At 66.3% G+C, this 21364-nt stretch carries 23 protein-coding genes; 12 read left to right on the top strand and 11 right to left on the bottom strand.

Translation table 11 applies throughout. The features are described from left to right. Positions 1–362 precede the first annotated feature (362 nt). Positions 363–1256, bottom strand: coding sequence for a LysR family transcriptional regulator (locus tag AC3A4T_RS21995; RefSeq protein ID WP_487677353.1), 894 nt, complete (start codon positions 1254–1256; stop codon positions 363–365). Positions 1257–1428: 172 nt separating this feature from the next. Between AC3A4T_RS21995 and AC3A4T_RS21990 the strand changes: the two genes are divergently transcribed. Continuing rightward, complete coding sequence (locus tag AC3A4T_RS21990) at positions 1429–2430, top strand: aldo/keto reductase (protein WP_487677352.1); 1002 nt, start codon at positions 1429–1431, stop codon at positions 2428–2430. Positions 2431–3121: 691 nt separating this feature from the next. Here the strand turns inward: AC3A4T_RS21990 and AC3A4T_RS21985 are convergent. The 4 genes from AC3A4T_RS21985 to AC3A4T_RS21970 all read right to left on the bottom strand — a co-directional run bounded on the left by AC3A4T_RS21985 (position 3122) and on the right by AC3A4T_RS21970 (position 6387). Beyond that, positions 3122–5239, bottom strand: coding sequence for a TonB-dependent siderophore receptor (locus AC3A4T_RS21985; protein ID WP_487677351.1), 2118 nt, complete (start codon positions 5237–5239; stop codon positions 3122–3124). A gap of 344 nt (positions 5240–5583) precedes the next feature. Continuing rightward, the gene (locus tag AC3A4T_RS21980; RefSeq protein WP_487677350.1) at positions 5584–5802 is read right to left on the bottom strand and encodes a hypothetical protein; all 219 of its coding nucleotides are present in this window, start codon (positions 5800–5802) and stop codon (positions 5584–5586) included. A gap of 46 nt (positions 5803–5848) precedes the next feature. After that, entirely contained in the window at positions 5849–6067 is a 219-nt protein-coding gene (locus tag AC3A4T_RS21975) for a hypothetical protein (protein WP_487677349.1), read from the bottom strand. Positions 6068–6171: 104 nt separating this feature from the next. Beyond that, complete coding sequence (locus tag AC3A4T_RS21970; protein WP_046658523.1) at positions 6172–6387, bottom strand: hypothetical protein; 216 nt, start codon at positions 6385–6387, stop codon at positions 6172–6174. 294 nt (positions 6388–6681) lie between these two features. Between AC3A4T_RS21970 and AC3A4T_RS21965 the strand changes: the two genes are divergently transcribed. From AC3A4T_RS21965 to AC3A4T_RS21940, 6 genes are all read left to right on the top strand, one after another. Continuing rightward, positions 6682–8007, top strand: coding sequence for an amidohydrolase (locus AC3A4T_RS21965; RefSeq protein WP_487677348.1), 1326 nt, complete (start codon positions 6682–6684; stop codon positions 8005–8007). Positions 8008–8010: 3 nt separating this feature from the next. Beyond that, positions 8011–8775 carry a hypothetical protein gene (locus AC3A4T_RS21960; protein WP_487677347.1) on the top strand — a complete coding sequence of 255 codons (765 nt, stop codon included), beginning with the start codon at positions 8011–8013 and terminating at the stop codon, positions 8773–8775. A gap of 577 nt (positions 8776–9352) precedes the next feature. Beyond that, positions 9353–10687 carry an amidohydrolase gene (locus AC3A4T_RS21955; RefSeq protein ID WP_487677346.1) on the top strand — a complete coding sequence of 445 codons (1335 nt, stop codon included), beginning with the start codon at positions 9353–9355 and terminating at the stop codon, positions 10685–10687. Between the two features lie 420 nt (positions 10688–11107). Continuing rightward, a complete protein-coding gene (queF, locus tag AC3A4T_RS21950; protein ID WP_487677345.1) occupies positions 11108–11920 on the top strand; it encodes an NADPH-dependent 7-cyano-7-deazaguanine reductase QueF in 813 nt (270 codons plus the stop codon). Between the two features lie 169 nt (positions 11921–12089). Continuing rightward, complete coding sequence (locus AC3A4T_RS21945) at positions 12090–12398, top strand: LysM peptidoglycan-binding domain-containing protein (protein ID WP_056109685.1); 309 nt, start codon at positions 12090–12092, stop codon at positions 12396–12398. A 50-nt stretch (positions 12399–12448) separates the two neighbouring features. Then, the gene (locus AC3A4T_RS21940; RefSeq protein WP_487677344.1) at positions 12449–12958 is read left to right on the top strand and encodes a hypothetical protein; all 510 of its coding nucleotides are present in this window, start codon (positions 12449–12451) and stop codon (positions 12956–12958) included. 520 nt (positions 12959–13478) lie between these two features. Here the strand turns inward: AC3A4T_RS21940 and AC3A4T_RS21935 are convergent. Beyond that, positions 13479–13880 (bottom strand): YchJ family protein, encoded by a 402-nt coding sequence (locus AC3A4T_RS21935; protein ID WP_487677343.1) that lies wholly within the window; start codon positions 13878–13880, stop codon positions 13479–13481. 70 nt (positions 13881–13950) lie between these two features. Here AC3A4T_RS21935 and AC3A4T_RS21930 point away from each other — a divergent pair, with 70 nt between their 5' ends. From AC3A4T_RS21930 to AC3A4T_RS21920, 3 genes are all read left to right on the top strand, one after another. Then, positions 13951–14658 (top strand): UPF0149 family protein, encoded by a 708-nt coding sequence (locus AC3A4T_RS21930; RefSeq protein WP_487677342.1) that lies wholly within the window; start codon positions 13951–13953, stop codon positions 14656–14658. 225 nt (positions 14659–14883) lie between these two features. Continuing rightward, entirely contained in the window at positions 14884–15225 is a 342-nt protein-coding gene (locus AC3A4T_RS21925) for a hypothetical protein (protein WP_487677341.1), read from the top strand. Between the two features lie 94 nt (positions 15226–15319). Then, on the top strand, positions 15320–15703 hold the full coding sequence (locus AC3A4T_RS21920) for a YkgJ family cysteine cluster protein (protein WP_487677340.1): 384 nt from the start codon (positions 15320–15322) through the stop codon (positions 15701–15703). A 40-nt stretch (positions 15704–15743) separates the two neighbouring features. Here AC3A4T_RS21920 and AC3A4T_RS21915 read toward each other — a convergent pair whose 3' ends face one another. The 4 genes from AC3A4T_RS21915 to AC3A4T_RS21900 form a co-directional block, all read right to left on the bottom strand. After that, positions 15744–16118: a zinc-ribbon domain containing protein gene (locus tag AC3A4T_RS21915; RefSeq protein ID WP_487677339.1), complete on the bottom strand. Its 375-nt coding sequence runs from the start codon at positions 16116–16118 to the stop codon at positions 15744–15746. A gap of 232 nt (positions 16119–16350) precedes the next feature. Further along, entirely contained in the window at positions 16351–16725 is a 375-nt protein-coding gene (locus tag AC3A4T_RS21910; protein ID WP_487677338.1) for a DUF4288 domain-containing protein, read from the bottom strand. Then, the gene (locus AC3A4T_RS21905) at positions 16722–17303 is read right to left on the bottom strand and encodes a hypothetical protein (RefSeq protein WP_487677337.1); all 582 of its coding nucleotides are present in this window, start codon (positions 17301–17303) and stop codon (positions 16722–16724) included. The genes AC3A4T_RS21910 and AC3A4T_RS21905 overlap by 4 nt, the downstream gene beginning before the upstream one ends. A 45-nt stretch (positions 17304–17348) precedes the next feature. Next, positions 17349–17666, bottom strand: a complete 318-nt coding sequence (locus AC3A4T_RS21900) for a hypothetical protein (protein ID WP_487677336.1) — start codon at positions 17664–17666, stop codon at positions 17349–17351. 244 nt (positions 17667–17910) lie between these two features. Between AC3A4T_RS21900 and icd the strand changes: the two genes are divergently transcribed. Continuing rightward, the gene (gene icd, locus AC3A4T_RS21895) at positions 17911–19239 is read left to right on the top strand and encodes an NADP-dependent isocitrate dehydrogenase (RefSeq protein ID WP_487677335.1); all 1329 of its coding nucleotides are present in this window, start codon (positions 17911–17913) and stop codon (positions 19237–19239) included. Positions 19240–19659: 420 nt separating this feature from the next. Here icd and AC3A4T_RS21890 read toward each other — a convergent pair whose 3' ends face one another. After that, positions 19660–20691, bottom strand: coding sequence for a DUF4344 domain-containing metallopeptidase (locus tag AC3A4T_RS21890; RefSeq protein WP_487677334.1), 1032 nt, complete (start codon positions 20689–20691; stop codon positions 19660–19662). Positions 20692–20988: 297 nt separating this feature from the next. On the opposite strand from AC3A4T_RS21890, the gene AC3A4T_RS21885 reads away from it, so the two are divergent. Beyond that, entirely contained in the window at positions 20989–21363 is a 375-nt protein-coding gene (locus tag AC3A4T_RS21885; RefSeq protein ID WP_487677333.1) for a hypothetical protein, read from the top strand. The last annotated feature ends 1 nt before the right edge of the window (position 21364 follow it).

Below are 21364 nucleotides of genomic sequence, written 5' to 3'. Positions count from 1 at the left end.
AGGTCGGGTGCAGCAAAGTGAGGGTTCGCGCGCGCGATGCCGATCGTGGTTCGTGGTTCGTGGCTTGTGGCTTTCATTGCAGCGCGGAGCAGTGCGCACTCCCCCCGACCATCGCCCGCGCTTTTCCCCCGTTTGAAAAAGGGGGGTGGGGGGATTTGCTTTTAACCACAAACACTGCGCTACGACGACCAAAGTTGCGTGGACCAGGAAGTTGCTGCGTCGGCTCGCGAGTAAAAGCGAATCCCCCCTGCCCCCCTTTTCCAAAGGGGGGAAAAGCACTCAGCGCAGGAGTGTGTTTGCGATCTCTCAAGGGACTGCATTCGGTGTTGCGGGTGACTACACCGACCGCGACGCGCGCAACCTCACATCCCCTCGCGCATGAAATCCACGAACACCCGCAACTTCGTCGGCAATTGCTTGCGCGCCGGGTAGTAGATGTAGAAGCCCGGAAACGGCGGCTGGTAATCCGCCAGCGCCTCGACCAACCGCCCGCTTTGCAGATCCTCGCGCGCGATCGGTTCGAACAGTTGCGCCAGTCCCAGGCCGGCGCGCGCGGCGCTCAGGATCATCATGCCGTCGTTGCAGATCAGCCGGCCCTGCACGTCGACTTCGAAATCGCGGCCGTCGCGGCTGAACTCCCACGGGTACAGGCGCCGGCTGCCCGGCAGGCGCAGACGGATGCAGTCGTGGCCGACCAGATCCTGCGGCGTGCGCGGCGCCGCATGACGCTCGAAGTACTCCGGCGTGGCCACGATCACCTGCCGCTGCAACCCGCCGACCGGCAACGCGATCATGTCGCGCGCCAGGCATTCGCCCAGGCGGATGCCGGCATCGAAACCGCCGGCGACCAGATCGGCCAGCGTGTCGTCGGCGAACAGCTCGACCTCCAGTTCCGGATAGCGCGCCAGGAACGCCGGCAGTCGCGGCTCGATCAGAATTTTGGCCGCGGTGCGCCCGACATTGATGCGCAGCCGCCCGGTCGGCCGGTGCCGGACCGCGTCGAGGTCGTCGAACGCGGCCTCGATCTGCGCCAGCCCCGGCCCGATCTGTTCGAGGAAGCGCGCGCCGTGTTCGGTCAGGCCGACCTGGCGGGTGGTGCGGTTGAGCAGGCGCACCCCGAGCTTGCTCTCCAGGGCGCGGACGGTCTGCGACAGCGCCGACGGCGACACCTCCAGCTCGGCCGCGGCACGGGTGAAGCTGCCGAAGTGGGCGACCCGGGCGAAGGCAAGGACGGCGGGCAAGGGATGGGCGGCCATGGCGGCTCCCGAAGCGACAATCGAGCCTCAATTATGAAGCAGATCTTCAAGAGCCATTCGGATAACGCCGGTTTTTCGCCCAATCAAACCGGCCTAAAGTGCATCCACGCCTTTACCGGGCGCGCGGTCCTTCCCCCACCGCGCCTCGTACCTTCCGATCAGGAGCCCCACCATGACCACCCTTCCGACCCGCCGCCTCGGCCGCAACGGCCCCTCCGTGTCCGCCCTGGGCCTGGGCTGCATGGGCATGAGCTTCGCCTACGGCGCCGCCGACGAGACCGAATCGCTGGCCACCCTCGATCGCGCGCTGGAACTGGGCGTGGACTTCCTCGACACCACCGACATCTACGGCCCGCACAGCAACGAGGAGTTGCTCGGCCGCGCGTTGAAGGGGCGTCGCGAGCAGGTGTTCCTGGCGACCAAGTTCGGCATCGTGTTCGACCCGGCGCGGCCGCAGGCGCGCGGCGTCAGCGGCCAGCCCGAGTACGTGCGCAGTTCGATCGAAGGCAGCCTCAAGCGCCTGGGCACCGGCCACGTCGACCTGTACTACCAGCACCGCATCGACGCCTCGGTGCCGATCGAGGAGACCGTCGGCGCGATGGCCGAACTGGTGCAACAAGGCAAGGTGCGCTATCTCGGTTTGTCCGAGCCATCGGCGGAGACCCTGGAGCGCGCGCACGCAGTGCATCCGATCACCGCGGTGCAGAGCGAATACTCGCTATGGACGCGCGACCCCGAGCGCAACGGCGTGTTCGAGGTGTGCGAACGCCTGGGCATCGGCTTCGTTCCATACAGCCCGCTGGGCCGCGGCTTTCTGACCGGCAACATCACCAGCGCCGATCAGTTGCAGAGCGACGATTTCCGTTTGACCACGCCGCGTTTCCAGGGCGACAACTTCGCCCACAACCTGGCATTGGCGCAGCAGGTCAAGGCGATCGCGGCCGACAAGGGCTGTACGCCGGCGCAGTTGGCCTTGGCTTGGGTGTTGGCGCGCGGCGAATACTTGGTGCCGATCCCGGGCACCAAGCGCCGCAAGTATCTGGAAGATAACGTCGGTGCGCTGCAGGTGTCGCTGTCGGCGGCCGAACGCGCGCAGTTGGATACGGTGTTCGCGCCGGAAGCGGTCGCGGGCGATCGCTATACCGCGGTCGGGATGGCGTTGATCGGGCGTTGAGGGTGGTTTGACGGATTGCGGCGCTGGCGTCGTGGTTCGTTGCTTTTGGGTGGCGCGCAGCGATCTGGGCGTAAAAGCGAATCCCCCCTGCCCCCCTTTTGCAAAGGGGGGAACAGCAAAAGCGCGTGCGTCGCTTCACTGCCGATGTCGCATCGTCGGCACCACCGACATCGTCATAGTCGTCGCTGTCGTTGCCGCATGCAGCTGGCATGCGCAATCACATAGCCCACTTTGGAAAAGGGGGCGAGCGCCCGGCGCAGGCACGAAGCCAGATCGCGGGCACAGCGCGGGGGATTCGCTTTTCGATCCGACGCGGCGATCTGGGCGTAAAAGCAAATCCCCCCTGCCCCCCCTTTTTCAAAGGGGGGAACAGCAAGAGCGCAGGCGTCGCTTCACTGCTTATGTCGCATCGCCGGCATTGCCATGGTCGTCGCTGTCGTTGCCGCATGCAGATGGCATGCGCAATCACACAGCCCACTTTGGAAAAGGGGGCGAGCGCCCGGCGCAGGCACGAAGTCAGATCGCGGGCACAGCGCGGGGGATTCGCTTTTCGATCCGACGCGGCGATCTGCCTCTAAAAGCGAATCCCCCCTGCCCCCCTTTTGCAAAGGGGGGAACAGCAAAAGCCCGTCAATCAGTCGCTTCAACAATCAGCGAACTCATCAATCAGCAAACGCACCCAGCGGCCAACTCACCACTGATACCGCACCGTCGCCGTCACCGTGCGCGGATAGCCGTAATAGCACCAGATCGCGCTGTTGCAGACGCTGACGTATTCCTTGTCGGTCAAATTGCTGGCGTTGAGCTGGAAGCGCCAGTTGTCCAGGTCGTAGCGCAGCGAGGCGTCGAACAAAGTGTACGACGGCGTCTTCCACTGGTTGTAGATGTCGCCGTAATGCTCGCCGGTGTAGCGCACGCCCGCGCCGATGCCCAGGCCCGACAGCACGCCGTAGCCGATGGTGTAGTCCGCGCCCAGCGAAGCCACGTTGCGCGGCTGCAGGGCGATCTGCTTGCCTAGCGCGGCTGCGTCGTTGGTCTGAGTCACCTTGCTGTCGGTGTAGGTGTAGGCGCCGTACACGCTCAGGCCGTTGCGGAAATTCCAACGTCCTTCCAGTTCGGCGCCACGCACCCGGGTTTCGCCTTGCTGGACCGAGAACAAGGTGTGGTTGGGATCGACGGTCAGGGTGTTTTCCTGCTTGATCTCATACACCGCCAGGCTCGCCAGCGCACGGCCGCTGGCCGGCTGGAACTTCAATCCGGCCTCGATCTGTTCGCCAGTGGTCGGCTTGAACGACTGGCCGGCGAAGTTCACACCGACGGTCGGTTCGAACGATTGCGACCACGCGACATACGGCGCCCAGCCCGAATCGAACAGATAGTTCACGCCCAGGCGGCCGGAGAACTTGCTGTCGTCCTGGCGCTCGCGGGTCACCGGCGTGGCCAGCAGCTGATCGGTGCGGGTGCGCACCTTGTCCTGGCGGCCGGCCGCGGTGATCACCCAGCGGTCGATCTTGATCTGGTCCTGCACGTACACGCCAAGCTGCTGTTGCACCTTGTCCTGGCGCGAGGTGTAGGCCGGCTTGACGATCGGCGCGCCGTAGACCGGGTTGAAGATATCCAGCGACGGCGCGCCGAACGCGAACGCCGAGGCGTAATCGCTCTCCAGCCGGCGGTAATCGAGACCGGCCAGCAGCGTGTGCCGCCATGCGCCGGTGTCGAATTTCACTTCCACGTTGTTGTCGACGGCGAAGGACTTGGAGCTTTCCTCCAGCGGGAAGTAGTAGCGCGTCAGCGTGCGCTGGTCGGCCTGCAGTCCGAACGCGCCGACGCCGGCGTCGTGATCGACATCGGCCTTGCCGTAGCGCAGGTTCTGCCGGAACGTCAGCGCCTCGCTGAAGCGATGGCTGAATTCATAACCCACCGACTTCATCGTCTTGAGGTAATCGTTCCAACCCGGCTCGCCGGTGTAGCGGCTGCGCGGGATGTTGCCGTTGGGATTGGCGAACAAGGTGCCGTCGGCCGGCAGGAAGCCGCCGCCCTGCGCGGTGTCGGCCTTCTGGTAACGCGCCAGCACGGTCAGCGAGGTGTCTTCGCTGGGTTTCCAGGTCAGCGCCGGGGCGAAGAAATAGCGGTCGTCCTGCACGTAATCGACCACGTTGTCGCTGTTGCGGGCCAGGCCGGTGAGCCGATAGAACCAAGTGCCGCTGTCGCCGAGCGGGCCGCCGAAATCGAACGCGGCCTGGCGCAGGTCGTAGTTGCCGATCGTGACTTCGACTTCGCGCAGCGCTTGCGTGGTCGGCCGCTTGCTGACCATGTTGATCAGGCCGCCGGGCGGCATCGCGCCGTACGACACCGAGGTCGGGCCCTTGAGCACGTCCAGGCGTTCCAGGCCGTAAGGTTCGATGCGGGTGCCGCCGGTCCACACGCCGTCAGTCAGCGCCAATCCGTCCATGTAGCGCGCCGGGTTGAAGCCGCGCACCAGCAGCCAGTCGCTGCGGGTGTCCTGGCCGTAGCCGCCGCCCTGCGCGCCGGCGGTGTACCACACCGCTTCCTCGACGCCCTGGATGCCGCGGTCGCGCATCTGCTGGGCGGTGATCACCGAGATCGACTGCGGCGCCTCGATCAGCGGGGTGTCGGTCTTGGTCGCGGTCTGGCTGCGCTTGGCGATAGGCGCGCGCACTTCGACGTTGTCCAGGGTGGTGGCGTCGGCCGGCGCCTCGGCGGCGTGTACGGCGAAGGCGCCGAGCAGCAGCGGCAGGCCGAGCAGGGACAGGCGGATCGCGCTTGCGAGCGCGCGGGGGTCGGACACGGACGAGGTCGGCATACAGGCCTGGACGGAAGCGGAGAAGGGAGCGATCGCGGCCGCGGTTCCGTGCTCGCCGGCAAACGATAACCATTCTCATTTTACGGACGCGGCGGCGTGGGGGCAAATCCGCGGGACGCGGCCGCACGGGGCAAACCGGGAGCGAGTTCGTGGCGGGACGCGGCTTCGGCCGGATCGACGCCTCGGCCCCGAGGCCCGCGCGCGGCGGCTTCGCGCCCGCGGGGATGGCGGACCTGGCCGCCGCAACGAAAGGGCCTTCAACCCCGGCGCTTTGCGCCGGCGCGAAGGCCCTCCCGACGGGCGCGTTGGCGCGCCCGCTATCGCGATGCTCAGTCGATGATGATTTCCGGCATCAACGGGCAGTTCTGCGGCGCGGCGCAGAGGTTGTGCTGGTGCGCGCAGACGCCGTAGTCGCCGCCGGTGGCGGTCATGCAGGCGTTATAGATGTCCATGCATTCGATACAACTGCCCGCCGAAGCGGTGGATACGAAGCCGGCGGCGAACACGAACGCGGCGGCGAACAGGGTCTTGTGGCGAATGGAACGCATATGAACCTTCTCCTTGGTCGACAACTGGAAACAACGCGGATGCGGATCAGATCTCCGGCATCAACAGGCAGCCCGCGCGCTGAGCGCAGATGTTGTACTGGTGCACGCAGAGCCACTGCTCCGCATCGGGTTTCGACATGCAGTAGTCGTAGGTGTTCATGCACCCATCGCAGCGGGGATTGAACTGCGCCGACGACGCCGAAGCGAAACCCGCGGCGAACACGAACATCGCGGCCAACAACGTCTTGTGCTGGGAAATACGCATAACGACCTTTCTCCTTGGTCTGTGCCGGATTGGCGGGACTGGCATTCAGTACGAATCGCCAGGATGCGGATGATCGATGGCGGGCGAGGCGAATTACGTCGGCATCAGATCGGCATGTACGGGCAGTTGTAGCGCCCGGCGCAGATGTTGTACTCGGTCACGCAGGCGTCGATCGAGGCATCGGGCTGACTGACGCAGTAGTCGTAGGTGCCCATGCACGAATCGCAGCGCCAATCGAACGAGGCCGAAGCCGTCGAAGCGAACGCGGTGGCGAACACGAATGCGGCGGCAAATAACGTCTTGTGGCGGGTGATACGCATTGACCTGTCTCCTTGGTCGGTGCCGGAACGGCCGCGCCAGCATGCCCGCGCGCACACGCCGCCGATGTGATTGGGTTCACGCATGCGGGCGCGGCGCGACGAGCGCGTTCGGCGATAAGTGCCGCGGACAGCGGCGTTCGATGCGAGTCGCACCGGCGCCGACGGACCGGAGCCGGCAACCGGCATCGCAGGCGCGACCGAAACACCGCGTTGCCAGAACACACCGCTCGCCCGCGTATCGCCGCGCGCGGATACCTTTTAGGATCGAGGGCCCTCACTGCCGCGGAGTTCGCGATGCCCTGGTCCGATCGCGCATCGATCCCGTTGTTGGCGCTGGCCCTGTCGGTCGCATCGGCGACGTCGGTCCCAGCCCAAGCCGCCCCGGCGGACCCCATGCGTACCGCCGAGGCCGCGCACGCGGTCAACGCTCAGGTCGTGGGTTGGCGCCGCGACATCCACCAGCATCCCGAGCTGGGCCAGCAGGAAGTGCGCACCGCGAAATTGATCGCCGACCAGTTGCGCAAGCTCGGCCTGCAACCGCGCACCGGCATCGCCCACACCGGCGTGGTCGCGGTGCTCAAGGGCGGCAAGCCCGGGCCGAAGATCGCGATCCGCGCCGACATGGACGCGCTGCCGGTGACCGAACCGGCCGGGCTGCCGTTCGCCTCGACCGTCAAGGCCGACTACCGCGGCCAGCCGGTCGGGGTGATGCACGCCTGCGGCCACGACGCGCACGTGGCGATCCTGCTCGGCGTGGCGACCGCGCTGGTCGCGCAGAAGGATCAGCTGCCGGGCGAGGTGATGTTCGTGTTCCAGCCGGCCGAGGAGGGCCCGCCGGTCGCGGGCGCGCCGTTCGGCGCCAAGCTGATGCTCGACGAGGGCGTGTTCAAGGAGTTCAAACCCGAAGCGGTGTTCGGCCTGCACGTATGGGCCGGATTGCAGGTCGGTGAAGTCGGTTATCGCAGCGGCCCGATGCTGGCCAGCGCCGACGAATGGAGCCTGACCGTGCGCGGCAAGCAGACCCACGGGTCGCGGCCGTGGGACGGGGTCGACCCGATCACCGTCGGCGCGCAGATCCTGCTCGCCAGCCAGAGCCTGATCGCGCGCCAGGTCAACATCGCCGCGACGCCGGTGGTGCTGACCGCCGGCCAGTTCAATGCCGGCGTGCGCTTCAACATCATTCCCGACGAAGCCAGGCTGGTCGGCACCTTGCGCACCTTCGACGCCGGCGTGCGCGAGGACGTGATCGCGCGCCTGCGCCGCACCGCGCAGGACTACGCCCACGCGGCCGGCGCCACGGCCGAGCTGCAGGTGGTCAACAACGCGCCGGCCACGATCAACGACCCGGCGCTGACCCGGCGCGTGCTGCCGTCGCTGCAACGCGCGGCCGGCAACGACAAGGTCAGGGAATCGGGACTGGTGACCGTGGCCGAGGATTTCTCCCAGTTCGCCAACACCGTGCCGGGGTTCTATTTCTTCGTCGGCTCGACCGCGAAGGGAACCGACCCGGCGAAGGCGCCGATCAACCATTCGCCTAACTTCATGCTCGACGAGGGCGCGCTGGAAGTCGGCACCAAGACCATGCTGCAGGTCGCGCTGGATTACCTGCACGGGCCCTAAGGCATGGACGAACACGCGCCGGGACGCGCCACGCACCTCACCGACGGCAAGTCGGACGACGCGAGCTCGCCGCCCGCCACCGTCGCATCCGCGCCGTTGCGGCTAAGCGGGCAGGTGCGCGGACTGGAGCGCGCGATCGAGTCCATCCGCCGCCCTGGCCACGGCGTGCTGACCCAGTTCGCGGTGTATCGCTTCCGCCTCGATCGCGTTCGTCTGGCGTTCTACGCACCGATGTCGGAAGACGAATACGCGCCATCGCCGCTGAGCGAAGGCGACCGCGTGGACGTCGCCGCACAGCGCTGCACCGGGCGACGGCACCACAACGATGAGATCGGAGCCGACGGGATCGGCGACGACGGTGTGGTCCTCGCGCTGGAAAACCGCGAGAACGGCCGCCGCTACGTTTGCCACAGCATCTTCCGTTGGCTGGTCCTGGACATCGCGCCGGTCGGCTACACCCCGCGCATGCTGCGCGACTCGCTTTACTGGACCGTGGGGATGTCGGTGGCGGCCCTCTTGGTCGTCGCGGCCATCACCGGATTGGACGCGGCGTTGTCGTCCGGCCAGGCGTCGTGGTCGTGGCTGCTCGACGAAGGCCTGTGGGTGGTCGCGCTGGTCGATGCGGCGATCTGGGGGCCGGTGGCGGCCCTGCAGCTGCGCTGGCGATCGGGGTGGCCGACCCGACGTCAGGCTTATAGCGATCGGGTGTATGCGGCGATGGGTTACGGCTCGGTGTTGCGGCCGGTGGCGGGGTTGGTTGAGTTGTAGGTCGTCGATTTGCGCTGACAGGGTGACGGTGGATGCGGCTGGGGTTGGGACGTGCTGCGGGTGGTCTGGGTCTGCGTCTGAATTTTGGGTTAGGTCTAGGTCTTTCGTGATTCCCACGCCTACTTCAAATCTCCGCGCCCCCTCCTACCGTCATTCCCGCGAACGCGGGAATCCAGTGACTTTGACGCAACCTGTACGAAAGTCGCTGGATTCCCGCGTTCGCGGGAATGACGTTCTGGAAAGATGGCGCTGAAGTCTCTGGATTCCCGCCTTCGCGGGAATGACGGTAGGTGGGTTGCGCGGAGATCGTCTGACGAAAATCGTCCCGCCGTCGCAACAGCATGAGCCTCGAGGCGAGCGCAGAGCGCCGCACCGCTTTTCTCGCCGCCCGCCGCCCGCCGCCCACTCCCACCTCCCGACTTCCGACTGCAACCTCACGATTCCCGATTCCCGATTCCCGATTCCCAATCCCGAATCCCGAATCCCGAATCCCCGCCCCAACCAACCGACCAACGTAGCGCATCCCCGCCGCCCCCCATCGGCTAGCATCGAACCTTTCCCGCCCGGAGTTCCGTCGATGAAGCGTCCGCTGTCCGTCGCGTTGCGTTGCGCCCTGAGTCTCGGCGTCCTCGCCGCCCTGCCGCTGGGCGCCGCCGCGCAATCGAGCGAACGGCCCGAGGTCGCCGCCGCCGCGGCCAAGGTCAAGGCCGACGTGATCGCCTGGCGCCGCGACTTCCATCAGCACCCGGAACTGTCCAACCGCGAGGAACGCACCTCGGCCAAGGTCGCCGAACACCTGCGCAAGCTCGGCCTCAAGCCGCTGACCGGGATCGCCCGCCACGGCGTGGTCGCGATCATCGAAGGCGGCAAGCCCGGCCCGAAGATCGCCCTGCGCGCCGACATGGACGCGCTGCCGGTGACCGAGCAGGTCGATCTGCCGTTCGCCTCCAAGGCCACCGCGAGCTTCCGCGGCGAGACCGTCGGGGTCATGCACGCCTGCGGCCACGACGCCCACACCGGCATCCTGCTCGGCGTCGCCGATGCGCTGGTGGCGATGAAGAAGGACCTGCCGGGCCAGGTCATGCTGGTGTTCCAGCCGGCCGAGGAAGGCGCCCCCGCCAACGAGGAAGGCGGCGCCTCGCTGATGCTCAAGGACGGCCTGTTCAAGGACTTCAAGCCCGAGGCCATGTTCGGCCTGCACGTGTTCTCGACCCTGCCCGCCGGCCAGCTCGGCGTGCGCGGCGGGCCGCTGATGGCCGCGTCCGATCGCTTCAGCATCAAGATCAAGGGCCGCCAGACCCACGGCTCCACGCCGTGGGGCGGGATCGACCCGATCGTCGCCGCCGCCGACGTGGTCGGCACCGCGCAGACCATCATCAGCCGCCGCACCAACATCGCCAAGCTGCCGGCGGTGGTCACCTTCGGCTCGATCAAGGGCGGCATCCGCTACAACATCATTCCCTACGACGTCGAAATGACCGGCACCATCCGCACCTTCGATGAAGGCATGCGCCAGGCGATCTTCAAGGACCTCAAGAACGTCGCCGACCACGTCAGCGCCGCCCACGGCGCCCACGCCGAAGCGCAGGTGCCCGACCAGGACGGCAACCCGGTCACCTACAACGACCCGGCGCTGACCGCGCGCATGCTGCCCAGCCTCAAGGCCGTGGCCGGCGACAAGAACGTGATCGACATGCCGCTGGTGATGGGCGCGGAGGATTTCTCGTACTACGCCAAGGAAGTGCCGGCGATGTTCTTCTTCGTCGGGTCGACCGAAGCCGGCGTGGATCCGTCGACCGCGCCGAGCAACCATTCGCCGAAGTTCAAGCTCGACGAGAGTTCGCTGGACATCGGCCTGCGCGCGATGCTGCAGGTGACGTTGGATTATTTGAATGGGGCCAAGGCCGGTTGAGGCGCGGGTAAGCACCTAAGCGGCGGAATTTTGGCAGCCGTGCGCCGTCGTGCCTGTCGGCCGATCATCAGATCGCCTAGGCACGCGAGCTTTTGCGCACTTTGAAAAAGGGGGCGAGCGCCCGGCGAACGTCCCGATTGCAGTACGTCAACCGCAGCGCGGGGGATTTGCTGTGCGCGGCAGATCGCTGCGATCTGACTGCAAAAGCAAATCCCCCCTAGCCCCCCTTTTTCAAAGGGGGGAACTGTTCTGCGGCGGCTTGGAGAACGTCGGTTGGACAGTTAACGATGCGGTCAGCGCCCTTGTGGCGACGGCATCGGGTGGACGTCGTCTGCAATAGCCCCCGCGATCATCGCCCCGGCCCTCCACCCGCCCGATCCCGCCCCGGCCGCCCCGACCCGGAGCGGCTAAAATCGCCGCATGACCACCCACGACCTCCCCCTCGGCCGCCACGTCGATTACCCGCGCGAGTACGACGCCTCGCTGCTGTTCCCGATCGAACGCACGCTCGGTCGCGCCCATCTCGGCCTGCGCGACGACACCCTGCCGTTCGTCGGCTACGACCGCTGGCACGCCTACGAGCTGAGCTGGCTCGACCGCCGCGGCAAGCCGCGCGTGGGCACCGCGACCGTGTCGGTGCCGGCCACCTCGCCGCACCTGATCGAATCCAAGTCGCTCAAGCTCTACCTCAACTCCTTCAACGCGACCGCCTTCGACGACGAAGCCGCGGTGTTGGCGACGATCGCGCGCGACCTGTCGGCCGCGGCCGGCGCGGTGGTCGAGGTCGCCGCCGGGCTGCCGTCGATCGGCCACGACGAGGCCAGCGAATCGATCGACGAGCTCGAGGTCGCGATCGACGACTACGGCCCGCCCAAGGCCGAGCACCTGGCGATCGAATCCGACAGCGTCGTCGAGGAGCGCCTGAGCAGCGCCCTGCTCAAGTCCAACTGCCCGGTCACCGGCCAGCCCGACTGGGCGCGCGTGACCCTCGCCTACCGCGGGCCGAAGCTCGACCGCGCCGCGCTGCTGCGCTATCTCATCTCGTTCCGCGACCACGCCGAATTCCACGAGCAGTGCGTCGAACGCATCCACACCGACCTGAGCCAGCGCACCGCGCCGCAGTGGCTGTCGGTGGAAGCGCGCTACACCCGCCGCGGCGGGCTGGACATCAATCCGTGGCGCGGCAGCCCCGGCCTGAGCCCGCCGCGCGCCGGCCGCGACGAGCGCCAATAGACCGGTGCGCACATCGCCTACACAGGGCGTGTGCCACCGCGTTACCGGCAAAAACCCGGGCGGAATCCGCTCATTCAGTTTCGTCATGGGCGTTCACGCGGACGCTATGTCTTTTTAACAAGCGGCATGTCATGTTCCGCTTCGCCACTTCGGCAGGAGCCCTCAACCCATGACTACCCCGGACAAGAAAGCCGATTTTTCCGATGTGCAAGGCGGTGTGTCTAGCACCGACGAAATCAAAGAGAAGGCCGACTTCAGCGACGTGCAAGGCGGCGTGAGCTCGACCGATGAGATCACCGGCGGTGGCGAGCAGACCTATACGGTCGAGAAGGGCGACACGCTTTCGCATATCGCCAAGCAGGTCTACGGCAAGTCGAGCAAGTGGAACGCGATTTTCGAAGCCAACCGCGACCAGCTCGACGATCCCGACAAGATCCAGCCTGGCCAGGTCCTCAAGATTCCGACCCTCAACGACTGATTCGTCGACTGCGTTTCACCATCATTGCCATCGTTCTCAGGAGATCCACCATGTTGATCCGCACTCGTACGCATTACGCCGTTGCCGCCGCTCTGGTCGCCACCCTGGCGCTGGCCGGCTGCAAGAAGAAAGAAGAAGCCGCGCCGACCCCGCCGCCGGCCGTCGAAACTCCGGCGCCCGCTCCGGCCGAACCCGCCCCGGCCCCGATGGCTGCGACCGCTACCGTCGCCAGCGTCGACCTGGGCAGCGCGATCGGCGCCGACAAGAAGGTCACCGCGGCGGCCGCGGCGTTCAAGCCGAAGGACACGATCTACGCCTCGGTCAGCACCAGCACCTCCGACCCGGCCGCGACCGTCGCGACCAAGCTCGGCGCCAAGTGGACCTTCCAGGACGGCCAGACCGTTCACGAAGAGCCCGCGGTTGATGTGCAGGCCACCAACGGCGGCGTGACCGCGTTCGAACTCAAGAGCCCGAAGGGTTTCCCGGAAGGCAAGTACAAGGTCGAAATCACTCAGGACGGCAACGTCGTCCAGAGCAAGGAATTCGACGTCAAGAAGTAAGCGACTCTCTCCGCCTGCGTGGGCGGGCAAGCAGGGCGCGGCTTATTGCCGCGCCCTTTTTTTTCGGTTGCGATTTGTCCGGGCAAGGTCGACTCGTTCCGGCGAACTCGTTGGCTGCCGCGCCTCGAAGGCAACCGTCTATGGCTTCGGTCCGCACGCTGCTCTGCGTATGCATTCCCCCCTTTGAAAAAGGGGGGTTAGGGGGGATTTGCTTTTGCTTTTGCTTTGCGAACTCCGAGAAGCAAAGCAAAAGCAAATCCCCCGCGTCATGGCGACGATCCCAAACTCACCCGCGCCGGGCGCTCGCCCCCTTTGTCAAAGGGGGCGACGATTGACGCGATTGGTCGGGAGTCGGGAGATCCGCGCCTGGATTTGGCATGGCGATTCGATTCGATTCGAATCGAATCGGGAATCGGGAATCGGGAATCGGGAATCGGGAATCGGGAATCGGGAAGATCCTAAGCACCAGCAGAAGCGAAAGCGGAAAATCCCGCCAGCCACCGCCGTCGTCATCCGCGCCCTAAGCCCGCGGAAACTCCCCATCCACATACACCCACCGCCCATCGACCCGAACGAACCGGCTGACCTCGTGCAGCCGCACCGCCGAGCCGCCGCCGATCCGGTAGCGCGCGGCGAATTCGACCACCGCCGCGTCCTCGCCCTCGCGCAGGTGGCGCTTGACCTGCAGGCCCAGCCAGCGCACCGACGGATCCAGGTCCAGATCGGCCGGACAGGTGTCCGCATGCCAGCTCGCGCGCAGGTACTCCAGATCGCCGACCGCATACGCGCTGTAACGCGAGCGCATCAGTTGTTCGGCGGACTCGGCCGCGAGCGTACCGTCGTGCAGCCGCCCGCAGCAGGCGGCGTAGCGGCGCGCGGGATCGCAGGGGCAGGTGGCGGGCAGGGGCAGGCGGGCGGTCATGCGGTATTTTCGGCGCAGACACGCCGCTGCGACTACCATGCGCGTCCCCCTTCGCCGCACGAGCCCCACCATGAAAGCGCCCGCCTACCTCGACGACGCCCAGATCGAACGCCTGGCCGACCTGCTCGACCAGCGCGCCGTGCCGTACAAGGGCTTCAACCTGGAAGCGCTGGACGGCTTCCTGTCGGCCCTGGTGGTCAGCCCCGCGCAGCCCGCCACCGAGCAGTGGCATCCGATGGTCTGGGGCGGCAAGGAACCGCGCTGGAACGACGCGGCCGAGGCGGCCGAGGTCCACGCGCTGCTGCAAGGCCACTGGAACATGGTCAGCGCGCGGGTCCGCTACGGCGACGACGACCTGCCCGATCACCTGGCTCCGCTGCTGTGGCTGCCCGAGGAGCTCGAGAGCGAACAGCCCGACGAACTCGACGTCGGCCGCGACTGGTCGTTCGGCTTCTTCCGCGCGGTCGAATTGAACGAGGCGGCCTGGGACGCGTGGCTCGACGACAACGACTGGATCGATGAGATCTTCACCCTGTTCGACCGCCTCGCCAGCGGCGAAGTGATGAGCGAAGACCCGCAAGCGCCGGGCACCCCGATCAGCTACCGCGAGCGCCTGGAAATCGTCGCCGGCCTGCCGGGCATGCTGGCCGACCTGCACCATCACCGCATCGAAGCGCTGACCCCGCGCGAACCGCTGCGTCGCGAAGACACCCCCGATCGCAACGATCCGTGCCCGTGCGGCAGCGGCAAGAAATACAAGAAGTGCCACGGGGCCTGATTCGCCGTTCGCGCGGCCGGCCTTTCGGATCCGGCCGCGCACTCGCTTCATTGCATTGAGCAAGCATTGCGGCACACGCTCGGCCGATCGCGACGGCAAGCGCGTCGGTCGGCGGCTTGATCGCGCCTGGACCGGCGCCTGGCGTGATACCAATCCGCATCGCGCACCGAGTATCGTCCGGACCGAATCAACCGTTTCGGACCGACCATTGCCCGGACTGCCCGCATGCGCGACACACCACTGAGTTTCCACTATTCCTGGTCGGACTTGCGTCCGGTGCGGCCGCTGGTGCTGGTGGTGCTGGGGGCCGAACTCGTCGGCGCCGCGCTCGGCTGGTCCAGCTTGTCGTCGCCAAGCGGGTTCGTGCGGCTATGGTTCGGCGGGGCCCTGGCCGCGTTGCCGGGGTACGCGCTCGGCCTGATCGTGCAATGGCTGCTGCGGCGTGAGCGGTTCGCGACCCACCCGGTGCTGATCCGCCGCATCGGCCTGATCACGGCCTTGCTGACCCTGGCCGCCGGGTTGATGTTGATGCTCGGCATCGACGCCGAATTCGGCCAATCCCGCTGACATTCGTGTTCGCGTGGACGCCGGCCTGGATCGCGCTTCTCCGCCGATGGCGGTCGATGAGAAAATCGCGCCGGTCTTTCCCGTGCCCGACGTCATGTCGCCTGCTTCCCACCCCTGCCTGAGCTGCGGCGCCTGCTGCGCCCGTTTCCGCGTCGCCTTTCACTGGAGCGAGACCGACGCGCACCCGCACGGCGCGGTGCCCAGCGACCTCACCCAGGCGCTCGACCCGCACCGCGTCGCGATGCGCGGCACCTATGCCGGCGCGATCCGCTGCGCCGCATTGCGTGGCGAAGTCGGCGCCGACGCGCACTGCGGCATCTATGCGCAACGTCCCTCGCCGTGTCGCGAACTGCGACCGGCCTGGGAAGACGGCACCGCGAGTCCGCAGTGCGACAAGGCGCGCGCGGCGTATGGGATGGCGCCGTTGTCGCCTCAGCTATGGCGGACATTGAGCCCGGAGCCATCCGAAGCCGGCTAGTCGTCCAGATCGGGCTACAGCAACGAATACCTCATGGCGATTAGCCCGATCCGATATCGCGCCGATGCTCGGCGTCTAGCAGACGTTCCAGCATCGCGATCTGCGCCACATCCTGCCGGCACCCGTAGAACGGAAGTTGCCGCAACAGTTCGCGCCAGCGCCGCAATGCGGAGAAGTCGCGTTTCAGCGTCGCGCGCTGTGCTCGCCATTGGCTTTGCAGCCGCCGCAGTTCGTCTGTCAGCGCAAGCCGCAGTCGCCAACACTCCGCGCACAAGGTCCGCTGTTGCCAGATGTACGCCTTGCGCACCTCAAATGCCTCTCGTTGCTGCGCCGCGGTGAATACGAATTCGCTGTCGCATCGACGGCAACGCAGAGACATGTCCTGGTAATGCGTGCCGGCGAATTCGGCCGCCAACGACCGGCGGCTTGGTGCCGACCAGTTCTGCGTGTTCAGCTCAACTTTCGTAGCTCGCCCCGACACAACTATTCCCTTTTCGACTTATCTGCGGATCGGCGTGACGCTGGGGATCATCACCCCTCAGCTGCCCACATCACTGAACCTGTCGATCGTTGGCCCTCAAGAGTCGATCAGGACACCAATCCCCCGTCTGCTCATCGTAGCCGTGAGTCATGGCAACGATCCATCGTCATGGCCGCAACGCGGACAGCTTGCTTTCCTCCGGCAACAGCTGCGCGGCGCGCTCCATCGGCTGCTTGCGCACGACGATGTCGTACCAGACTTCGTCCTCGTCGCATTCCGGCCCCAGTTCCAGCAGATCCATTACCCCGACGAATTCGAAGAACACCCGATTGCCGTCGCTGTTGGAATAGTCGTGGTGGGCTTTGCGCCCGCGCCGCTTCGCCTCGGCCAGCGCCTTGCGCGCATCGACGGCGTGGAACACCACGATTCGCTCCTCGCAGGTGCGCATGATGCCGGGATCGGCGCCGATCATGACGCGAAACTGGAACAGCAGTTTGGCCGAATAGCGCGGCAGCGCGAAGGCGGGTTCGGCGGCGCTCATCGGTGGCGACTCCGGGGTGAATTTTCGTCTTTTATTCCGAACAGCTTCAACGTGCGCGCCACACGCTCGGGCGAGGCGTTTCCATCCACACCGCGCTGCAAGGCTTGCCTGGCTATCGCATCCAGCGGCGAATCCTCGCGCTCGTGCAGCACCTGCGGCGAACGCCACGCGCCGAACCATGGCTCGGCGCGCTGAACGACGAAACGCAGCAGATCTTCCCGGCAGCGTTCGTAGGTGCTGCCGGAAGAGGCGTTGAAGCGAAGATGAAAGCGATCGGCGCGGAACCGATCGAGATCATTGCTGTTCGGGCCATTGAGCATCACCGCATCGCGATCGTCGTCCAACACCGCGATGCCCAGATGAATCCGCAACGACACCGATGCGTTGTATGGCGCGCCGTAACTGCTGCCCGAACGGAACAGATGGATGAAGTCGAGACGATGTTCGTATCGGCGCGTCCAGAATTTGCTGCGCGTGCGCGCAAAACCCAGACTGGCGAGATCTTGGGTGAAATCGCGCGAGATTCGCTCCATTCCAGCCCGAACGATCTGCGTCTTGGAGCCCGTGTCCGTGGTCATGCCTTGAGTCGTCCTTGTTCGTGCATCCCGATTCCCCGTCGCGCCTCACTCACCGTGCCGCAAACCGCAATGCAGGCATTTGCCCGACATCGGCCACCACAACAAATAGAACAACAACGAAAACGGTTTGCGGCAGCGCGGGCAGGCGAACCACAGCAGCCGGATCATCGTGGCGCAAAAGCTCAGCAACCACAGCACCCCTGCGGCGGCGGTGATCCACACCCCCGCATCGCCCGGCAGCGCCGGCGAAATCATCAGCAGGCCGGAGAAGACCATGAAGCCGCCGGCCCAGGCGCCGAGAAACCAGATCCAGCGCGCGTGGTAGTCGCGCCATTGTTCGGCATGAGCGGCAGGCTCGGTCACGTCGGCATCCTCGCTTGGGTCGGCCGGGGACTCGGGCCGCAGGTCCATCGAAGAGAATGGTAACCACGCGGCGCCTCACTTGGCGGCGCGCCCGCGGCCTTCGCAACACAGCGACCCGCCGCGCACTTTGCCTCGCCCCGCCCGAACCGCGACAATGGCGGGCCGGGTCGCAGCGCCATCGCGTCCCGCAAGGACCCTGCTCCGCCCCGTGCGCCCGCGCACGGTGGCCCCACTGGAGATCGTAATGACCGAGTTCGTAGCGACGCCGCCCGCAGGCGGCGCCAAGATCACCAAGAGCCCGACCGGCCTGAATGTGCCGGATCGCCCGATCATCCCGTTCATCGAAGGCGACGGCACCGGCCCCGACATCTGGCGCGCTTCGGTGCGCGTGCTCGACGCCGCGGTCGCCAAGGCCTACGGCGGCAGCAAGAAGATCGAGTGGCTCGAGGTCTATGCCGGCGAGAAAGCCAACAACACCTACGGCACCTGGCTGCCCGACGGCACCGTGCAGGCCTGCCGCGATTACCTGGTGAGCATCAAGGGCCCGCTGACCACGCCGGTCGGCGGCGGCATCCGCTCGCTCAACGTCGCGCTGCGCCAGATGCTCGACCTGTACGTCTGCCTGCGCCCGGTGCGCTGGTTCGAGGGCGTGCCCTCGCCGGTCAAGAAGCCGGGCGATGTCGACATGGTGATCTTCCGCGAGAACACCGAGGACATCTACGCCGGTATCGAATGGGCCGGCGGCAGCGCCGACTCGCAGAAGGTGCTGGACTTCCTGCAGAAGGAATTCCCGCAGGCGTTCGACAAGATCCGCTTCGGCACCGCCGAAAAGAACGCGGCGTGGCTGGGCGAACTGCAGGCCATCGGCGCTCCGGCGCGCGAGCTGCCGGTCGAAGTCGGCCTAGGCATCAAGCCGGTCAGCCGCCTGGGCACCGAGCGTCTGGTCCACAGCGCGATTTCCTACGCGATCGAGAACAAGCGCAAGTCGGTGACCCTGGTCCACAAGGGCAACATCATGAAGTACACCGAAGGTGGCTTCCGTGATTGGGGCTATCAGGTGGCGCGCGACTACTTCGGCGCGGTCGAACTCGACGGCGGCCCGTGGCACGTGATTCCGGAAGGCAAGCCGGGCGCGGGCCTGGTCATCAAGGACGCGATCGCCGACGCCTTCCTGCAGCAGATCCTGCTGCGTCCGAAGGAATACGACGTCTCGGCGACCTTGAACCTCAACGGTGACTACCTGTCCGACGCGCTCGCCGCGCAAGTCGGCGGCATCGGCATCGCGCCGGGCGCGAACATCAACTACGTGACCGGCCACGCCGTGTTCGAGGCGACCCACGGCACCGCGCCGAAGTACGCCGACCTGGACAAGGTCAACCCGGGCTCGGTGATCCTGTCGGGCGAGATGATGCTGCGTTATCTGGGCTGGACCGAAGCGGCCGACGCGATCATCGCCGCGATGGACAAGGCCATCGGCAGCAAGCGCGTGACCTACGATTTCGCCCGTCTGATGGACGGCGCGACCGAGGTCAAGTGCTCGGAGTTCGCCGACGAGATCATCAAGCACCTGTAATCGGGCGCGTTTCGATGGTCGTGCAAGAGGGCGCTTCGGCGCCCTTTTGTTTTTCAACGCGTAAATCGGGCGCTACCTGTAGGAGCGGCGTAAGCCGCGACCGCGATACCGCGCTTGCGTCGTATCTGCGGTGTCGCGGTCGCGGCTTACGCCGCTCCTACAGAGGGCTATCGAGGCAAGAATCGGATGCTGGTCGGTGGTCGCGCAAAAAGGGCGCTTCGGCGCCCCATTGTTTTGTCGCGCCAATCGGGTACTACCTGTAGGAGCGGCGTGAGCCGCGACCGCGATACCTCGCGCTTGCGTCGTATCTGCGGTGGCGCGGTCGCGGCTCACGCCGCTCCTACAGGGGGCCATCGAGGGTAAACAAAAAGGCCCGGCGGATGCCGGGCCTTTTGTTTGCAACGCTCGCCGCCAGCGCGCTCAGCGCATGTACGGCGCCTGCGTGTTGTCGACCTGCTTGCGCTGGATCTCTTCGATCTTGGCCCGCTCTTCCTCGGCGGTCATGCGGTGCTTGGGCGCGATGTTCGGTTCGATCAGGCGCATCCAGTTGCGGGTGATCTGCTTGCTTTCCTCTTCGCAGCGCAGCGCGCGCGCTTCGGGCAGGCGGCCGCTGGTGACGATGCGCAGGTACTTGCCCGGGTTGTGGCCATACACCATGCACTGCAGGTTGAAGTAACGCTGCGCGCCGACCGAGTGTTCGTCGGCATAGGTCGCCATGTCGTGCTGGCCGTCGTCGGTGGCGATGAAGAAGGTCGCCGCCAGCTGCAGTTTCTGCGCGATGTCGCCGGCCGATTCGTCGGCGCTGACGAACGACAGCATCAGGGTCGTGGCGAGCTGGTCGACCGCGTCTTCCTCGCGGCCGGTCGACGGCAGGTCGAGCATGTCGACCAGCGCGTGGCCGGTTTCGTGCAGCATCAGGAAACGCAGGTTGGCCATCAGATAATTGAGCTGATCGCGGGTGCTGCCGCCGCTGGCCTGGGTCATGGCCGCGCCCTGGCGGACCAGGAACTCGAGCATCTCGTAGCACAGCACGATGTCGCCCTTGTCCTTGGCGTAGAACGCGTTGACCGTGCCGCATTCAGCGGCGATGTAATGGATCGGCCGCGGCAGGGTCAACCAGCCGTCGAGCTGATTGACCTCGGGCAGTTGCTTGAGCACGTCGATCTCGCGCGCCATGTTGTACATCGGCAACAGGTCGGGATTGCGCGGCGACACGTATTCGTAGGTGAAGTGGGTGCCGTCGGCTTTTTCGGCCGGCACTTCGGCGGCGACCGGCACCACTTCGGCCGGCGGGGTGATGGCTTCGACCGGCTTGACCGGCACCGCGGCGGTGGCGAGGGGGGCCACGACGGGCGCGGCGGCCTGCTTGGCCTGCCACACGCTGTAGCCCCAGATCGAGCAGACCGCGATCAGGGCCGCTGCGAGAATGCCGATGATGATCTTCTGTACCATGTGAGTGGCTCTTGTCAGGAATGGCGCGGGACACGACGATCCCGATTCCGAGCGCACAAGACGCGGCTGACGATTGGACGTCTCCGATGGCCGTTCCAACCGGCGCCAGTTGCCTCCTTGCACCGTCGGGATCGGATGGTACTCCGATATTTCTGAGGATTGCATCGAATTTTTGACAGTTGCGCTCGCCGATTTGCGGCCGGGCACGGGCCACCCGCGACGGCGCGATGGGCCGGGCCGGCGACGCATCGGCGATCGACCGCGATCGCGCACACGACGTTTTAGGGACGACACGCCATGACCGATACCGACCTGCCCCTCGACGGCCCGTTCGCCGGCATCGAGCTCGGCCAGGTGGACCCCGCGCTGCGCCGCGGCTTCATCGAAGCGGCGCAGGATTTCGCCGACGTGATCGCCGGCCGTCCGCCTCGTCATGCCGGCGAGGATCGCGAAGGCCCGGTGGCGGCCGACGGCGGCAGCCGCTGCTACCGCGGCCACGGCTATACGCTGCTGGTGCTCAAGCGCCTGTCGCGATTCGGCGGCGTGGACGGGCTGGTGTACGGGCCGATCCTGAGCTTCGACGAAGCCTTCAGTCCGCACGAGCGGCAACTCAGCGCCACCCGTTTCTACACCTACGACGCTTTGCGCGCGTTGCTCGGCGCATCGGCCTGAA

It is taken from the genome of Lysobacter sp. Soil_N_51 (genome assembly GCF_057655755.1).
Note: the sequence above shows the minus strand (reverse complement) of the source record. Positions and strands in the feature narration are given on the sequence as shown.

Coding starts and splice junctions, on each gene's coding strand:
- AC3A4T_RS21995 (WP_487677353.1), bottom strand. CDS start 1,256: ATGGCCGCCCATCCCTTGCCCGCCGTCCTTGCCTTCGCCCGGGTCGCC.
- AC3A4T_RS21990 (WP_487677352.1), top strand. CDS start 1,429: ATGACCACCCTTCCGACCCGCCGCCTCGGCCGCAACGGCCCCTCCGTG.
- AC3A4T_RS21980 (WP_487677350.1), bottom strand. CDS start 5,802: ATGCGTTCCATTCGCCACAAGACCCTGTTCGCCGCCGCGTTCGTGTTC.
- AC3A4T_RS21975 (WP_487677349.1), bottom strand. CDS start 6,067: ATGCGTATTTCCCAGCACAAGACGTTGTTGGCCGCGATGTTCGTGTTC.
- AC3A4T_RS21970 (WP_046658523.1), bottom strand. CDS start 6,387: ATGCGTATCACCCGCCACAAGACGTTATTTGCCGCCGCATTCGTGTTC.
- AC3A4T_RS21965 (WP_487677348.1), top strand. CDS start 6,682: ATGCCCTGGTCCGATCGCGCATCGATCCCGTTGTTGGCGCTGGCCCTG.
- AC3A4T_RS21960 (WP_487677347.1), top strand. CDS start 8,011: ATGGACGAACACGCGCCGGGACGCGCCACGCACCTCACCGACGGCAAG.
- AC3A4T_RS21955 (WP_487677346.1), top strand. CDS start 9,353: ATGAAGCGTCCGCTGTCCGTCGCGTTGCGTTGCGCCCTGAGTCTCGGC.
- queF (WP_487677345.1), top strand. CDS start 11,108: ATGACCACCCACGACCTCCCCCTCGGCCGCCACGTCGATTACCCGCGC.
- AC3A4T_RS21945 (WP_056109685.1), top strand. CDS start 12,090: ATGACTACCCCGGACAAGAAAGCCGATTTTTCCGATGTGCAAGGCGGT.
- AC3A4T_RS21940 (WP_487677344.1), top strand. CDS start 12,449: ATGTTGATCCGCACTCGTACGCATTACGCCGTTGCCGCCGCTCTGGTC.
- AC3A4T_RS21935 (WP_487677343.1), bottom strand. CDS start 13,880: ATGACCGCCCGCCTGCCCCTGCCCGCCACCTGCCCCTGCGATCCCGCG.
- AC3A4T_RS21930 (WP_487677342.1), top strand. CDS start 13,951: ATGAAAGCGCCCGCCTACCTCGACGACGCCCAGATCGAACGCCTGGCC.
- AC3A4T_RS21925 (WP_487677341.1), top strand. CDS start 14,884: ATGCGCGACACACCACTGAGTTTCCACTATTCCTGGTCGGACTTGCGT.
- AC3A4T_RS21920 (WP_487677340.1), top strand. CDS start 15,320: ATGTCGCCTGCTTCCCACCCCTGCCTGAGCTGCGGCGCCTGCTGCGCC.
- AC3A4T_RS21910 (WP_487677338.1), bottom strand. CDS start 16,725: ATGAGCGCCGCCGAACCCGCCTTCGCGCTGCCGCGCTATTCGGCCAAA.
- AC3A4T_RS21905 (WP_487677337.1), bottom strand. CDS start 17,303: ATGACCACGGACACGGGCTCCAAGACGCAGATCGTTCGGGCTGGAATG.
- icd (WP_487677335.1), top strand. CDS start 17,911: ATGACCGAGTTCGTAGCGACGCCGCCCGCAGGCGGCGCCAAGATCACC.
- AC3A4T_RS21890 (WP_487677334.1), bottom strand. CDS start 20,691: ATGGTACAGAAGATCATCATCGGCATTCTCGCAGCGGCCCTGATCGCG.
- AC3A4T_RS21885 (WP_487677333.1), top strand. CDS start 20,989: ATGACCGATACCGACCTGCCCCTCGACGGCCCGTTCGCCGGCATCGAG.